General features: G+C 71.4%; 12 protein-coding genes. 5 read left to right on the top strand and 7 right to left on the bottom strand.

Annotated features, from left to right (window positions below):
* The first annotated feature begins 52 nt into the window (after nucleotides 1-52).
* The gene (locus KBX26_RS27205) at nucleotides 53-1,417 is read left to right on the top strand and encodes an N-acetylmuramoyl-L-alanine amidase (RefSeq protein ID WP_247681117.1); all 1,365 of its coding nucleotides are present in this window, start codon (nucleotides 53-55) and stop codon (nucleotides 1,415-1,417) included.
* 23 nt (nucleotides 1,418-1,440) lie between these two features.
* On the opposite strand, the gene KBX26_RS27200 is transcribed toward KBX26_RS27205, so the two are convergent.
* The 3 genes from KBX26_RS27200 to KBX26_RS27190 are packed head-to-tail and all read right to left on the bottom strand — an operon-like array spanning nucleotide 1,441 to nucleotide 5,175.
* Entirely contained in the window at nucleotides 1,441-2,022 is a 582-nt protein-coding gene (locus KBX26_RS27200; protein WP_030336004.1) for a TetR family transcriptional regulator, read from the bottom strand.
* 52 nt (nucleotides 2,023-2,074) lie between these two features.
* On the bottom strand, nucleotides 2,075-2,740 hold the full coding sequence (locus KBX26_RS27195) for a hypothetical protein (protein WP_210866697.1): 666 nt from the start codon (nucleotides 2,738-2,740) through the stop codon (nucleotides 2,075-2,077).
* 29 nt (nucleotides 2,741-2,769) lie between these two features.
* The gene (locus tag KBX26_RS27190) at nucleotides 2,770-5,175 is read right to left on the bottom strand and encodes a PEP/pyruvate-binding domain-containing protein (protein ID WP_210866696.1); all 2,406 of its coding nucleotides are present in this window, start codon (nucleotides 5,173-5,175) and stop codon (nucleotides 2,770-2,772) included.
* Nucleotides 5,176-5,325: 150 nt separating this feature from the next.
* On the opposite strand from KBX26_RS27190, the gene KBX26_RS27185 reads away from it, so the two are divergent.
* The 3 genes from KBX26_RS27185 to KBX26_RS27175 all read left to right on the top strand — a co-directional run bounded on the left by KBX26_RS27185 (nucleotide 5,326) and on the right by KBX26_RS27175 (nucleotide 9,459).
* Nucleotides 5,326-5,973 carry a M23 family metallopeptidase gene (locus KBX26_RS27185; protein WP_374224334.1) on the top strand — a complete coding sequence of 216 codons (648 nt, stop codon included), beginning with the start codon at nucleotides 5,326-5,328 and terminating at the stop codon, nucleotides 5,971-5,973.
* A 72-nt stretch (nucleotides 5,974-6,045) separates the two neighbouring features.
* Nucleotides 6,046-6,276: a DUF2188 domain-containing protein gene (locus KBX26_RS27180; protein WP_030335996.1), complete on the top strand. Its 231-nt coding sequence runs from the start codon at nucleotides 6,046-6,048 to the stop codon at nucleotides 6,274-6,276.
* Nucleotides 6,277-6,450: 174 nt separating this feature from the next.
* A complete protein-coding gene (locus tag KBX26_RS27175; protein WP_210866694.1) occupies nucleotides 6,451-9,459 on the top strand; it encodes a fibronectin type III domain-containing protein in 3,009 nt (1,002 codons plus the stop codon).
* Between the two features lie 77 nt (nucleotides 9,460-9,536).
* Here the strand turns inward: KBX26_RS27175 and KBX26_RS27170 are convergent, their stop codons facing one another.
* From KBX26_RS27170 to KBX26_RS27155, 4 genes are all read right to left on the bottom strand, one after another.
* Nucleotides 9,537-10,520: a hypothetical protein gene (locus KBX26_RS27170; protein ID WP_210859045.1), complete on the bottom strand. Its 984-nt coding sequence runs from the start codon at nucleotides 10,518-10,520 to the stop codon at nucleotides 9,537-9,539.
* A gap of 16 nt (nucleotides 10,521-10,536) precedes the next feature.
* Nucleotides 10,537-11,082, bottom strand: a complete 546-nt coding sequence (locus KBX26_RS27165) for a hypothetical protein (RefSeq protein ID WP_210859043.1) — start codon at nucleotides 11,080-11,082, stop codon at nucleotides 10,537-10,539.
* A 168-nt stretch (nucleotides 11,083-11,250) separates the two neighbouring features.
* Nucleotides 11,251-12,273 (bottom strand): DUF4331 family protein, encoded by a 1,023-nt coding sequence (locus KBX26_RS27160; protein WP_030335988.1) that lies wholly within the window; start codon nucleotides 12,271-12,273, stop codon nucleotides 11,251-11,253.
* Nucleotides 12,274-12,433: 160 nt separating this feature from the next.
* Complete coding sequence (locus KBX26_RS27155; protein WP_210859041.1) at nucleotides 12,434-13,690, bottom strand: glycoside hydrolase family 16 protein; 1,257 nt, start codon at nucleotides 13,688-13,690, stop codon at nucleotides 12,434-12,436.
* A 380-nt stretch (nucleotides 13,691-14,070) separates the two neighbouring features.
* Between KBX26_RS27155 and KBX26_RS27150 the strand changes: the two genes are divergently transcribed.
* Nucleotides 14,071-14,469, top strand: a complete 399-nt coding sequence (locus KBX26_RS27150; RefSeq protein WP_210863986.1) for a hypothetical protein — start codon at nucleotides 14,071-14,073, stop codon at nucleotides 14,467-14,469.
* Nucleotides 14,470-14,471 lie beyond the last annotated feature (2 nt).

Below are 14,471 nucleotides of genomic sequence, written 5' to 3'. Positions count from 1 at the left end.
CCCGAGGTGGGCGGCCCCGCGCCGCCCACCTCCGTCACCGCGAGGAGTGCTGATGTCCGCTCGAACCTCCCACCGAAGCCGCTTCCTGCTCGCCCTGACCACCGCCCTGACCGGGGTCGTCGTGGGTGCCACCCCCGCCGCCGCCGACCCCGGCGGGACACCAGCGACGGCCACCCCGCTGGCCGTCGCGTTCGACACCGCCGCGGCGCGCTACGACGTTCCGCGCGACCTGCTGGTGGCGCTCGGGTACGCCGAGTCGCGGCTGGACATGCACGGCGGCGCGCCGAGCGCGGCCGGCGGTTACGGGCTGATGCACCTGACGAGCAACCCCGAGGTGCGCACACTGGACGAAGCCGCCACGCTCACCCGGCTCAGTCCGGCCGCGCTGCGGACCGACGCTACGGCGAACGTCCTCGGGGCGGCAGCAGTGCTGCGCGCGTACGCCGATCAGGCCGGCCGCACCGCCGCGGACCGCGACGACGTGAACGCCTGGCATCCGGCGCTGGCCCGCTACGGCGGCGCGCACGACCCGTCGGTGGCGCGGCGCTACGCGGACAGCGTCTACGACCTGCTGCGCGCCGGGTTCAGCGAGCGCGGCGAGACGGTGTCGGGCCGACCGGTCGCGCCGCGCCGGGGCACCCTGGAGCGCGCCGGCGGGGTCGGCACGCTCAGCACCGACTACGGGCCGGCCGTCTGGGCGCCGGCCAGCACCAGCAACTACACGGTGGCCAGTCGGCCGGGCAGCCACCCGGTCACCCGCATCGTCATCCACACCGCGCAGGGCTCGTACTCCGGCACCGTCGGCTGGTTCCAGAACCCGGCCGCGCAGGCCAGCGCGCACTACACCTTCCGCTCCTCCGACGGGGCCGTCACCCAGTCGGTGCGGGAGAAGGACATCGCCTGGCACGCCGGCAACTGGACCTACAACACCCAGTCGATCGGCATCGAGCACGAGGGGTACGTCGACAATCCCGCCTGGCTCACCGACGCGATGTACCGCGCGTCCGCCGCACTCACCCGCAGCCTCGCCACCAGGTACGGCATCCCGAAGGACCGGGCGCACATCATCGGGCACAACGAGGTGCCCGGCGCGACGCACACCGACCCGGGCCCGAACTGGAACTGGACCTACTACCTGCAGTTGGTCAACGGCATCACCGGCGTCGGCTCCGGCACGGTGAGCACCAGCGCGAGCACCCTGAACGTCCGCTCCGGCCCCGGTGCCAGTTATCCGATCGTCGGCTCGGTCGCCGACGGCGCCACCGTCGCCGTCTACTGTCAGGCCGTCGGCAGCACTGTCACCGGCCCGTACGGCACGACGTCCGTCTGGAACCGGATCGGCACCAACCGCTACGTCTCCGACGCCTACGTGCTGACCGGCTACGACGGGTACATCCCGAACGTGCCGCGCTGCTGACGGCCCGGTACGACCACTACCGCTCAGGCGGTCGACGACGCGCCGAAGAGCAGGTCCAGCTGGGCGTCCAGCGCGCCCAGCGCCTGCTCGGCGGTGTACTGCCCGCCGAGCAGGTAGACACCCAGCCCTTCCATCAGCGCCAGCAGACCGGCCGCGGCGGCGGCGTCGTGCCGCTCGGGCAGGAGGCCGGCGATGAACTCGGTGAGCTGCCGGGTGCCCTCCCGCAGGCCGGTCGCGGCGGCCGGACGTACCGCCGTGTAGGCGAGGAACGCCAGCGCCACCCGACCGTCGTCGCGGGTGTGCGCGTCGACCGGCAGCAACGCGGCGAGCAGGGTCCGCAGCAGCAGCCGGGGCGGTGGGTCAGCACCCAGCCGGGCCACCGCCTCGGTGACCCGGATCTGGCTGCGCTCGCGGACCACGCTCAACGCGAACGCCATCATCTCGTCCTTGGTCCGGAAGTAGTGCTGGACCATGCCGGCCGACACGCCGGCTGCGGCGGCCACGTGTCGGAGGCTGACCGCTTCCAGCCCCTGAGCCGCGGCGACCCGCATCAACGCGTCCGCGATGAGGGTGCGTCGCTCCTGGTGGTCGACCTTCTTCGGCATGGCCTCGATCGTTTCACAGTGGTTGGCCCGGGTGCCCCGCCAGCGGCGGTGGTTACCGGCTGACGGTGCCGCCCGTGGGGGTGCCCCGGGCGCTGCGCAGCAGGCCGTCGGGGTCGTCGGCGTACAGTCGCAGCTCGTTCGTCGGCGCGGACCCGCCCCTCGGCAGGTCGAAGGTCAGCGGCCGGCGCAGCAGGACGTCGACGCTCGTCTGACTGCCGACGGCGATGGACACCACCCGGCGGTCGCCCTCCTGCTCGACCTGGACCGACCTGCTCGACGGCAGCGAACGGTACCGCTTGCGCAGTGCCTCGACGTCGGTCCACGGGATGAAGATGTCGATGCCCGCGTTGAGCCGCACCCGCAGGCCACTGTCACCCACGACGTGGGGGTGGATGGTCATGCCGGCGTACAGCCCGATCATCCAGAGCAGACCCCAGACGCCGAGGCCGAGCACGATCCAGCGGGCGGGCCGCCAGGGCACCACGTGGGTGACGACGACATCGAAGATCGGGATCTCCACGACCGACAGCCCGATGAAGATGCCCAGGATCGGCTTGACCACGCCGAGGTAACCGAACGGCTCGTCGCCGGGCCCTAGTGGCAGTGCCCGTCGCCGCGCCCACACGTAGAGGCTGCGCCACGTCGCGGCCTCGGCCTCGGCCGCGCGACGCAGCAGCGGGCCCACCCGCGCCCTGGTCGTCGCCGTGGTGTCGCTCATCGTCGTCCTTCTCGGTAGGGGGTGGACGGTCAGTGGACCGTGACGGTGCCGGCGCCGCCGTCGACAGTGACGAGTTGCCCCGTGGTGATCGTCCGGGTGGCGTCCGGCACGCAGATGACGGCGGGAATGCCGTACTCGCGGGCCACCGTCGGGCCGTGCGCCATGATCGCGCCGGTCTCGGTGACCAGCGCCGCGGCGGTGAGGAACAGCGGGGTCCACCCGGGGTCCGTGGTCGCGGCCACCAGGACGTCGCCGGGCTCGACGTGGGCGGTGCCCGGGTCGTGGACGACCCGGGCGGGGCCGGTCACCCGACCCGCCGACGCGCCCACGCCGGCGAGCGTCCCGTCGCCGGCCGCCGTCGCGGGCAGGACCGCCTCGACGTCGGTGCCGTCGGAGAGCAGCGCCACCGGCACCGTCGCGCGGCGTAGCTCGCGGCGGTGCACGGCCCGCCGGGAGGTGACTGTCGCTCGCGGGTCGACACCCTGGTGTACGGCGGCGTGCACCTCGTCGAGGGTCAGGAACATGATGTCGTCGGGTTGGTCCAGCAACCCGGTGCCGTGCAGGTCGGCGCCGATGAGCAGCAGTTGCCGGCGGGTCTCGCGCAGTGGGTACAACCCGGCGAACTTGCCGGCCTCGCGCAGACCGGCCAACGACCGCGCCCGGCGCAGCAGGAAACCGGCGATGGTGCCGCGCACCGGCCGCCGACGGCGGGCTCGCCCGATCAGCTCCGCCAGCGCTCGCTCGGCGGCGACGGCGGCTTGTCGGAAACGTTCGTCGGGGCCCTGGCGTGGATCGGTGACCCGCAGGTAGTTGGCGACAGCGGCGAAGACCGGAGCGGGGTCCTCCTCCCAGCGCGGCACGCCGAGGTCGACTTCGGCGACGCCCCGGTGGCCGTAGGTCTCCAGGAAGGCGGCCATGCCGATGTCGGGCAGGGTTCCGCGCAGGTAGCGCGTGGCCAGCTCGGCCGGCGGGGTGTCGAGCAGGAGTCGGCGGTGCTCGCCCGCGCCCTGGGCCAGCCGCCACAGCGCCAGGTCCATCTCGATGGTGACGTTGTGCGGCATGCCGCCCAGCACGGTGTGGATCTCGTCCGGCCCGGTGAGGCCCTTGAGCAGCGCGGCCGGCAGCGCGGCGGCCAGCATTCCCGCGACGATCGGCCACATGATCGCGTCGGCGCTGTCGTCGGCCTCCTGCGCCGTCTGCACGAAGCGCAGCCGGTCGGCGGCGGTGCGCAGGTCGGCGGGGGCCGCAGACCGGGTCCTCAGCCGCTCGATCGCCTCGAACATCCGAATCCGTGCGGTGTCGGGACGGGCCAGCGCCCGCAGGATCCCGACCATCGCACGCCGGGCCGTCCGCAGCGAGGCGGCCCCCGGGGCCCGGCCGCGGCGGGGGCCGCCGTTGGTCGGGGTGAAGCGGGGGTCGTCCAGCACGTGCTGCATCACCGCCTGGGCGCGCGGCCCGAAGTCGACAGCCATGAGCTTGACCAGCCGTTTGCGCGACGACCGGTCCCGGGCCAGGTCGGTCAGGTCGCCGTAGAGCCGCCCACCGATGTCCACGATCTCCACCCGCACCCCTAGCGCGGCCAGCATGGCGGTGATCTGCGTCCGCAGTGTGGCCATGCCCATCGGGGTGACCGGTCGCAGCATGCCCTGGACGTGACCGAACTCCAGGTAGACCCGGGGGAGGGGCTTGTCGGTGGCCGGCGGCTGCGGAAACATCGTGGTGATCGGCCGGGCCTGCAGCAGCCACTGGACGTCGTGCGCGTCGATCGCCCACTCGATGTCCTGCGGGCAACCGAAGTGGGCCTGCAACCGTTCGCCGGTGGCGCGCAGATCGGCCAGGTGTGCGGAGGTCAGGCAGCCGGTGTCGGCTCGGCTGACGCCGTCGAGGACGTAGTGGTCCACAGTCGCCGCGCCGTCCACCACGGCCGTGCCGAGACCGGGGGCCGCGTCGACGGTCATCTCGTCGCGCCGCCCGCTCAGCGGGTTCGCGGTGAACAGCACCCCGGCCACCGTAGGCGTGATCATGCGTTGCACCACGACGGCCATCCGCACCTGCCGGTTGTCGATCTGTCGGGCGTCGCGGTAGGCGGTCGCCCGGTCGCTGTGCAGCGAGGCCCAGCACTTCTCGACGGCGGCGATCAGCTCGGCGTCGCCGACGACGTCGAGCACGGTGTCGTGTTGCCCGGCGAAGCTCGCGTCGGGCAGGTCCTCCGCCGTGGCGCTGGAGCGCACCGCGACCCGGCCCGCGCCGAGCCGCTGGTACGCGGCGACGACCTCGGCGGCCGGTACCACGCCGAGTCGGTGTGCCTCGGTGGTGACGCAGAAGCCCTCGGGGACCCGTTCGCCGCGCCGGATCAGCTCGCCCAACCCGGCGGCCTTGCCGCCGACCAGGTCGAGCAGGTCGGTGGTCGCCTCGGACAACGGGATCACGTGCATGGGGTCCCACTCTCTTTGCAATACAACTGCATTGAATGCGACGGTACCTCGTTGACGATGCGACTGCAATGTCACCGCTCGCGGTGCGACAGGGCTTTGAGGCGCTGACCCGGCGCCGTGGCGTTGCCGGGATCTGCCATGCTCGGGCCGGTGACGACCGGCCGCCCCGCCAGAGCCCGTACCCACCGCCGTCCCCGACGCCGTGCCATCCGCGTCCTCCTCGCGCTCGTCGCGGTGGCGGCCGTCCTGGGCATCGCGGTGGTGGCGGTGCCGATGCTGCGACCGGCCGGGCCGCGTCCGCTCTTCCAGATGCCGGTGGCCTGTGGGGAGACGTGGCAGCTCAGCACCTATCCCGGCCACGACGACTACGACGTCGACTTCTTTCCCGTCGAGGGCGAGACGTGGGGGCGGCCGGTGCTCGCGTCCTATGCCGGAACTGTCACCGTGGCGGGCGTCAACGGGTCGCTCGGTGGTCGTACCCCGGAGAACCCGGACGGCCCACGGGGACGCGGCGGCGGCTACTGGGTGAAGATCGATCACGGCGGCAAGTGGGAGACGCAGTACCTGCACCTGCTCGAACCGCCGCTGGTCGAGGTGGGTCAGAAGGTCGCCCAGGGCGAACAGATCGGAAAGCTGGGCAGCACCGGCAACTCCGGCGCGCCGCACCTGCACTACGAGCAGCGTCGCGGCTGGGAGAAGGTCGAGACGCACTTCGACGGCGAGCCGTCGGGCATCACCACCGACGAACGCGAACAGATCCTGCGGCGGGTGAGCAACAACTGCCCGGCCGTCTCCTGAGGACGGCGGTTTGCCCGGTGCTTCTCGGGGCACTGATTCGGGGAACAGTTCGGACCCAGGGAGGAGCCGGCCATGGTCAAGGGTGACGTCGACACGTACCACGAGGACGGTCAGTGGAAGAACAAGCCGGAGGGCAACGAGCGGGCCAGCAGCACGCATGACGTGAAGGCCGACGCGCAGGCCCAGGGCCGCGAGATGGCGGCCGACCGCGGCGTCGAACACGTGGTCAAGAAGCAGGACGGCACCATCGGGGAGAAGAACACCTACCCCCGCAGCCGTGACCCCCGCGACATCGAGGGCTGAGCGCCCTCGTCCCGAATCTCGCACGGACCGACCCCCTCGGCAGGAGTGCCGGCGGGGGTCGGTCCGTTTCCGCTGGCGGTCGTCGGCCTGCCGCGGTTATCCGAGTACCGAAATTATGGGTGTTTTGGGGGGTTATAGTCCGAATCGGTGCTGGAGTGAAAGCTGGGAGTGGGCATGTCGTTGTGGAACCGGCGTGGTCCGTCGAGCGCCGGGGCGCTGATCATCGTCGTGCTCGCCGGGATGCTCGTGGTCGGACCACTCCCGGCGTCGGCGGCCGGCTCCGTCCTGTTCGACCAGCCCTTTCACCAGAACACCGCGAACGGCATCGGCGCGGTGTCGCTGCCAGCAGTGCCCGGCACCGGGACTACCAACGCCGCCTGCCTGAGCGCGGCCGGCAACTCCACCACCGGCCCGCTGCTGAGTTGCACCACAGCCACCGACCCGCAGGGTGCGGGCAAACTGCGCCTCACCCCCGCGACCGTCAACCGGCAGGGCGGGGTGTTCGGCGCGGTGAGCGTCCCCACCTCGCAGGGCCTGCACCTGACCTTCAACACCTACCAGTACGGCGGCGGCAACCCGGGCGCGGACGGCCTCGCCTTCGCGCTGGCCGCCGTCGACCCGGCCAACCCGAGGTCGCCGTCCACCCTCGGCCCGTCGGGCGGCTCGCTGGGCTACTCGGCGGCCTTCAACGGCGTGTCGGCGGGACTCTCCAACGGCTACCTGGGCATCGGCCTGGACGTCTTCGGCAACTTCAGCAACAGCACGTACCAGGGCACCGGCTGTACGAACCCGCCGTACATCTCGACCACCAACGCGCGGGTCCCCGGCCAGGTGGTGGTCCGGGGACCGGGCCGCAACGGGGTCGGCTACTGCGCGCTGAACAGCACCGCCGCAAGCACCTCGGCTCCTGCGCTGCCGCTGCGGGCCAGCACCCGAGCGGCGTCGGTGGTGCCGGTCGAGGTCGTCGTCAACACCACCTCGTCGTCGTACACCACCGACACCGGCATCACCGCTCCCGCCGGCCAGTACCGGGTCAGATTCACCCCGGTCGGCGGGCAGGCCCGAACCCTGGAAGGCGCGCTCCCGGTGGTGTCGCCCAGCCTGTACCCGTCGCCGACCTGGCTCAACGCCAACGGCTACCCTCGGCAACTCGCCTTCGGCTGGGTGGGCTCGACCGGCTCGGTCACCGACTTCCACGAGGTCGACGACGCCCGGGCGGTCAGCTTCAACCCGGTACCCGACCTGAACGTGGCGCAGACCAGCGCGGTCGGTGCCACCCCACAGCCCGGTGACCCGGTGACCTACTCGATCACCGCGGGAGTCGACGCCGGCACCGCCGAGACGGCACCGATCTCGGTCGCCCAGACCCTCCCCGCCGGTGTCGTCCCGCGCGGCGCGTTCGGCTCCGGTTGGGTCTGCGGCGCACCCTCCGGTCAGAGCGTCACCTGCACCAACAGCAACGGCCCGTTCGCCGGCGGAACCTTCCTGCCGCCCATCACGGTCACCGCGACCGTCACCGGCACCGGCGTGACGCCGGCACAGATCCAGACCGCGACGGTGGCGACCTCGTCGTCGATCGACGCGAACCCGGGTCTCGCCACCGGCACCACCCCGGTCGCGCCGGCCACCGCACCGAGCGGCGTCACCGTCACCCCGGCGCAGAGCACGGTCTCCGGAGGCATCCCGGTCACCGTCGGCGGCAGCAACCTCACCGCAGCGACAGCGATCACCATCGGTACGGCCGCCGAGCAGCAGGCCGGCACGTCGGTGCTGCTGGTGCCGTGCACCTCCGGCCCGGCCGCCGGCTGCTTCACCGTGAACCCCGACGGCACCCTCGGCATCTCCGCCATGCCCGCCCGGTCCAGCCCGGCGACAGTCACGGTCAGCGTCGTCACCCGAGGCTCCGCCGGATCGGCGAGCTACGTCTACGCGTCCGCCCCCGGCACGCCGAGCACGCCCACCGCTGTCGCTGGTGGCGCCAGCGCCACCGTGAGCTGGACCGCGCCGGCGAACAACGGCAGCCCGATCACCAGTTACCTGATCACCCCGATCCGGGACGGCGTCACCCAACCGACAGTCACCTTCGACGCCTCCACCACCAGTCGCACCCTGACCGGGCTGACCGTCGGCGCGTCGTACACCTTCCGGGTGGCAGCGGTGAACGCCTACGGCACCGGTGCGGCCAGCCCACCCTCGGCGGCGGTGGTCCCGTACACGGTGCCCGCGGCCCCGACGAACACCTCGGCCACCGCGGGCACCAACGCCGCCACGGTGAGCTGGACGGCCCCGGCCAACGGGGGGTCGCCGATCACCGGTTACACGGTGACGCCCTACCTCGGTGCCGTGGCGCAGACCCCCCGGGTCTTCACCGGCACCGCCACGACCCAGATCGTCACCGGGCTGACCGCCGGTGCCTCGTACACCTTCCAGGTGGCCGCGACGAATGCCGCCGGGACCGGTCCACAGTCGCCCGCCTCCGCGTCGGTGACCGTCAACGCGCCACCGACGCTGACCTTCCCACCGCCCCCACCCGGCAAGGCGTACGACCCGTACCAGTACCAGCTGACTGTCACCGGCGGCACGGGCCCGTTCACCTGGGCGGTCAGCGCGGGGAGCCTGCCGGCCGGGCTGACCCTCGACCCGCTCACCGGGCTGCTCTCCGGCACGCCCACCGAGGCCGGGACGTTCCCGTTCACCGTCCGGGTGACCGACTCGTTCGACCAGTCCGCGACCCGACCGGTCGACCTGGTCATCACCCCGCTCGGCGGGCTCTCCATCAGCGTCCCGGCGGTCTCCGCACTCGGCACCGTCACCTCGGGCACGACCGGCGTCTCAGGCCAACTCGGTCCGGTGACCGTCACCGACGACCGGGGGCCGTTCTCCGGAAACTGGGTCAGCGTCGTCTCCAGCACGAGCTTCACCACGGGTTCCGGCTCGGGCGGCGAGACCATCCCCACCAGCAACATCACGTACGCCTCCGGGCCCGCCCTGGCCAGCACCGGGATCGGCACCTTCGTGCCGCAGCCCGGGGCGTCGCTGTCCACCCCGCGTACCGCCGCCGGGTGGTCCGGCCAGGCGGGGGGCCCGAACGCCGCGACATGGAACCCCACCCTGTGGGTGGCCATCCCGTCCGGAGTGGTGGTCGGCGACTACGTGGCGGTCGTGACCCACTCCGTCATCTAGGGTCGCTTCGCTGGCGGGACGCCGCTGCCCGGCCGTTGGAAGGCAACGGCCGGGCAGTCTCTGCGGTGGTGCGGGCGTCAGGCCAACCGGGTCCGGTGCCTGCGGACGAGATGCCAGCCACCAAGGGTGCCCAGCACCAGCAGGGCGATCCCGCCGACCAGGTAGACCAGCCAACTCGGCCCGCTGGAGGCCGAGACCGTCATCGGCGCCGCGACGGGAAGGACGATCTTCCCGGTCGCGGTGCGCTGCACAGTGCCGCTGGCGAGCGTCGCGTGCACGTCCCAGGTCCCCGCGGGCAGCGTCTGGTTGACCTCGATCCGAACCTGACCGCTCTGGCCGGGCAGGATCGTCACCCCGTTGGTCACCTTGAACGGTCCGGCCTGGACCGCGGTCTTGGTCAGCGACAGGGTGCCGGTCATGTCCAGCGCGCGTTCACCGGTGTTGGTGACCTTCGCGGTGACGACGGGGAACTCGCCGGTGCCGGGCTCCGCGGCCAACCCCTCGATCCGGAAGTCCGTTGGCGGCTCACCACCCGGACCGACGTCGAGGTAGACCCGGATGCCCACCCGGTGGATCTGGGTGACGTTGCCGGCGCCTTCCGTCGCGCTGGTGACCTGTGCCCAGATCGCGGCGTACCGCTCGCCCTTCGAGGCCTTCTCCGGCACGGCGACCTCGACCTCGACCGGTCGTCGCTCGCCCGGGTCCAGCCGCATCGCGGCGGTCCTCAGCCGGATCCACCCGCTGAGTTCGTTGCCGGTGCGCCCCTCGGGCACGGTGAAGGCGTTGTTCTCGACCGACGCGGCGCCGGCATAGAACTCGATCTTCTGCGTCTCGGCGGAGGTGTTCTGCACCTCGACCCGGCGGTTGATCGTCGCCCCGGGCTTCAGGTGGTCCACGATGTAGACCCGGGCGCGGGGATCCTGCACCCGACTCGCCGGGATGTCCAGCATCCGGATGCTGATCGCGGCCTCCTCGGCCGGATCGTGTCGCTGCTCCCGCACGGCAACGGCTGGTGCCGCCGAAACCCCGAGCGCCACGAGGGCGACCGAGGTCAGCAGCACCAGCCGGCCGAGCGGCTCAGAACACCGAATGTGTCACCGTCCCGGTGTAGACACCCTGGACGGTGCCGACGGGCACGTTCACCACCAGGGTGGGGTTCCAGGTGGCGAAGTTGTTGCCGGTGCCGCCGGTGTGGGTCATCGCCGTCCGGGGCACGTTGATGACCACCGCGTCGGCGGAGGTCGGCTGGCCCGGTGTGAAGGTGCCGCCGCCGGCGGTCGCCGTCGCGGGGCCGGACCAGTACAGGACGTTGATGTTCGGGATCGTCTCGCCGGAGCTGCCGCCGCCGGTGGTGAAGTCGGTGGAGATGACGTTGGCGGTCCAGTTGGGGGTGAGCGACCCGCGTTGGTCCAGCACGGTGACCGGGCCGAGTTGACCGGAGACGGTCGTGCCCTCCACGCCGTTGCCGATGTTCGCCGTCGACGGCACAGTGATCGACAGACCACCGGCGGCGTCGACGGTGAGGGTGACGACAGTGTTGCCCGTGGTGTCCGCGGCGGCGGGTCCGGCGAGCGCGGCGACGGCGGCAACGCCGGCCAGGCCCGCGAGAATCTTTCTGCGCATCGAGTCTCCTTCGTCCTAGAAAACCTGGGAAGCGCTTCCGAGACTAACTACGCAAAACGCCCATAACGGGCTGAACGACGCGAACGTCACCCGGTCGTCGGCCGGTGGTCGTGTTCGGTCTCGGCGAGGGGCCGGCGCCCTGCTGGCCGCCGAGCCCCGCGAGCAGCCTCAGGCCGGAACCACGTACGGGAACGTGGCGGAACGGGCCGCCTTGGTGACCTCCGAGGTGAGGCCGGAGGTGGTCGCGGTGTTGAGAACCAGGGAGAACATCACCTCGGGCGCGTTGTCGGCCAGGCCCCGTCCGTTGCGGCCCGCGAAGCCGAAGTTCGCTGCCGTGCCGACCGTGTACGACAGCAGGTCGGGGTAGAGCTGCCGGGCGACGCTCCAGCCGTACGCCTGTGGATCCGGCGCGGTGCCGTTCGCCTTGACGACCCCGGCGACCGCGTTCGCGATCTCCTCGCCGCCTTCGGCGAGGTCGCTGCCGGGGTGCCGGAAGTTGGCGGGGTCGGAGAAGTCGGTGTCGTGGGGCCAGAAGATCGGCCACATCATGGGGTGGCCGGCGCGGTTGATCTGGCGCCAGCCGCCGGCGTCGGTGGCCAGCAGGGTGCGACACCACACGCCGATCTCGGTGCCCTCGCGCAGCAGTGGCTCGTCATGGGAGACCTCGAGAACGATCGACTCGACGGTGGTGCCGGCGAAGCTGTTCCTGGCCTGGTCGGCCCGCCACGCGGAACGGTCCACCACTGAGCCGTTCTTGACCGCGCCGTTGATGGTGGCGAGTTCGTCGAGGTCGATGAAGAAGGGGTCGGTGATCCGGCCGGCCCAGACCCGCACGTTGCCGCCGGCCGTGACCTCGCCGGTCCGCCCCTCGACGATGGGGGTGCCCATCGCGGCGTCGTCGCGGGCGTCGGCCCCGGTGAGCTCGTACAACTGGAGGGCCTGCCGGGCGTCGCCGTCCGGTTCGCCGAAGGCGAACCGGTAGGTCAGGTCCTCCGCCTCGGCGCCATTGATGTGAATCTTGATCTCGTAGCGCGCCTCGGCGTGGAAGCCGCGCTTGATGTCCGCCTTGGTCACCGAACTGTTCACGTCCATCACGAAGACAGTGGCGCGGTCACCGTTGAAGACGAACAGGTCGTCGATGTACAGCTGGCCGCCCTGGGCGGCGAGGGGCGTATCGAGGTGGTGCGACATGAGCTCACTCCCGGAACTGGCCAGATTATGGATTAATCCGAACATAGAGGGCGCAAGCCTGGCCGCTGCGTTCATCGCGCCAATCGGTCTGCCGGGAACGCGGACACACACCGGTGGGCCGCCCGAGCTGCGCTCGGACGGCCCACCGGTGAACGGGTGGTCAGATGCGAGACCACTTCTGGTTGGCCGCGCCGAGGCAGTCCCAGAGGTGCAGCTTGCCGCCGTTGTTGGGGTTGGCCTCCCGTACGTCCACGCACTTGTTGGCGTTCAGGTTGACCAGGTCGCCGGCGGCGTTGAGGGTGAAGCGCTGGGCGCTGTTGCCGTTGCAGCTGACCAGGTTGACCTCGGTGCCGTTGGCGGTGCCGGCCCAGGCCGGGTCCATGCACTTGCCCATCGCGCGGAGGGTCCCGTCGGAGGCGAAGGTCCAGCTCTGGGCCGCCGTGGTGTTGCAGTCCCAGATCTGGAGTTTGGCGCCCTCCACCGGGTTGGCGCCGGGGATGTCGATGCAACGACCGCTCTGCGCACCCCGGATCCGGCTGGTGCCGGCCCCCGGGTCGCCCCCGCCCGAGGTGTAGCTGGACACCCGGACGTAGTCGACGAGCATCTGCTGCGGGAACTGGGTCGAGCCGTCCGGGTAGCCGGGCCAGTTACCACCGACCGCCACGTTGAGGATCATGAAGAAGGGGTGGTCGAACACCCAGCGGTTGCCGCCGAGCCGAGCGGGATCGACCCGGTGGTACTGCACGCCGTCGACGTACCACGTGATCACGTTCGGTTCCCAGTCCACCCGGTAGGTGTGGAAGGTGTCGGCGAGCGGCGCGCCGAGGGTGCGGCTGCCCGTGATGCCGCCGCCGCCGGAGTAGCCGGGCCCGTGCACGGTGCCGTAGACGGTGTTCGGCTCCCGGCCGATGTTCTCCATGACGTCGATCTCGCCAGCGTCGGGCCACCCGCCGCCGGTGCCGAGCATCCAGAAGGCCGGCCAGATGCCCTGGCCGCGCGGGATCTTGATCCGGGCCTCGAAGCGCCCGTACGTCTGGGTGAAGGTGGCCGCCGTCAGCAACCGCGCGGAGGTGTACTCGCAGCGCCCGTAGTGGCACTGGTAGTTGGCGGGGTTGTCCCGACGGGCGGTGATGACCAGGTTGCCCTGGCCGTCGTGGACGGCGTTGCTGGTGCTGTTCGTGTAGTACTGCCGCTCGTTGTTGCCCCAGCCGCCGCCGCCGATGTCGAACCGCCACTTGTTCTGGTCGACGGGGGTGCCGGCGGGGGAGTTGAACTCGTCCTGCCAGGTGATGGGGCCGATGGCGGCCTCGGCCCGGTCGGGGTGCGCCGGGAGGACGAGCGCCGTCGTGGTCGCGACGAGGGCGACCGCCAGGAGTACGAGAGGGCGGAAGCGGAGGCTGGGCCGGGCTGTGAACACGGGAGGCTCCTCAGCGTGGGGGTGGTGGAGGCGCTTGACCAGGATAGAGAGCGCTCTCTGGAGCGAAGTATGTCGATATCGTGGCTTTCTGTCAAGAGTGTTTCCAATACCACGACCGTCCGTTACCGCCCGATGCTGACCAGTGAGCGGCAAGCGCCGGACCGCTGTCGTTGACCTGCTGTCGATCGATGCCTCCGAGATGGACGGCGCTGACCCGTCGACGGAGTTCGGCGGCGGCACGACTGTTACTCGATAGCGGTCGAATCGACCCTTCCTATTGCCGTGGGGCGTCCACCCGCGACAGGATGGCGAGGCGTGCCGGAAACGTTTCCGTAACCTGCGCGCTGCTGGTCTCTGTCACAAGGAAGTGGGAGTCAGTCATGAGCGAGGCGTCGACGGCGCTGGGTGTGCGCCTTTACCCGGACCTGGTCGAGCGGGGTGGCCTGGCCCCCGCGCTCATCGACACCGCTGCCCGGCACGGGCTCGATGTCGGCCGGGTGACCGCGCCGGAGCAGGGGCGGGCCCGGTTCACCTGCGCCGAGCTGCACTCCGACGAGGGCGTGGTCTGCGTGGGGCTGGGATCGCAGGCTCGATACTTCATGATCGACCTTCGGGTCTCGGGCGAGGTTCTCGCGCGCGGTGACGTCATGGACCTCGCGCAGGTCGCCCACGTGGCCGCGGCCTGGCGGGCCGGCCTGACGATCGCCGAGCTGACCGCCCGGTTCCCGTTCATGGAGGAGATCAAGCACCGCCCGGCACCGGTGGCCCAGGTCGGCTGACC

It is taken from the genome of Micromonospora sp. C97 (assembly GCF_018070385.1).
Classification (GTDB): domain Bacteria; phylum Actinomycetota; class Actinomycetes; order Mycobacteriales; family Micromonosporaceae; genus Micromonospora; species Micromonospora parva.
Note: the sequence above shows the minus strand (reverse complement) of the source record. Positions and strands in the feature narration are given on the sequence as shown.

Excerpts from the sequence above, each read along its gene's own strand:
- KBX26_RS27205 (WP_247681117.1), top strand. The coding sequence starts at position 53 with ATGTCCGCTCGAACCTCCCACCGAAGCCGCTTCCTGCTCGCCCTGACC.
- KBX26_RS27200 (WP_030336004.1), bottom strand. The coding sequence starts at position 2,022 with ATGCCGAAGAAGGTCGACCACCAGGAGCGACGCACCCTCATCGCGGAC.
- KBX26_RS27195 (WP_210866697.1), bottom strand. The coding sequence starts at position 2,740 with ATGAGCGACACCACGGCGACGACCAGGGCGCGGGTGGGCCCGCTGCTG.
- KBX26_RS27190 (WP_210866696.1), bottom strand. The coding sequence starts at position 5,175 with ATGCACGTGATCCCGTTGTCCGAGGCGACCACCGACCTGCTCGACCTG.
- KBX26_RS27180 (WP_030335996.1), top strand. The coding sequence starts at position 6,046 with ATGGTCAAGGGTGACGTCGACACGTACCACGAGGACGGTCAGTGGAAG.
- KBX26_RS27175 (WP_210866694.1), top strand. The coding sequence starts at position 6,451 with ATGTCGTTGTGGAACCGGCGTGGTCCGTCGAGCGCCGGGGCGCTGATC.
- KBX26_RS27165 (WP_210859043.1), bottom strand. The coding sequence starts at position 11,082 with ATGCGCAGAAAGATTCTCGCGGGCCTGGCCGGCGTTGCCGCCGTCGCC.
- KBX26_RS27160 (WP_030335988.1), bottom strand. The coding sequence starts at position 12,273 with ATGTCGCACCACCTCGATACGCCCCTCGCCGCCCAGGGCGGCCAGCTG.
- KBX26_RS27150 (WP_210863986.1), top strand. The coding sequence starts at position 14,071 with ATGAGCGAGGCGTCGACGGCGCTGGGTGTGCGCCTTTACCCGGACCTG.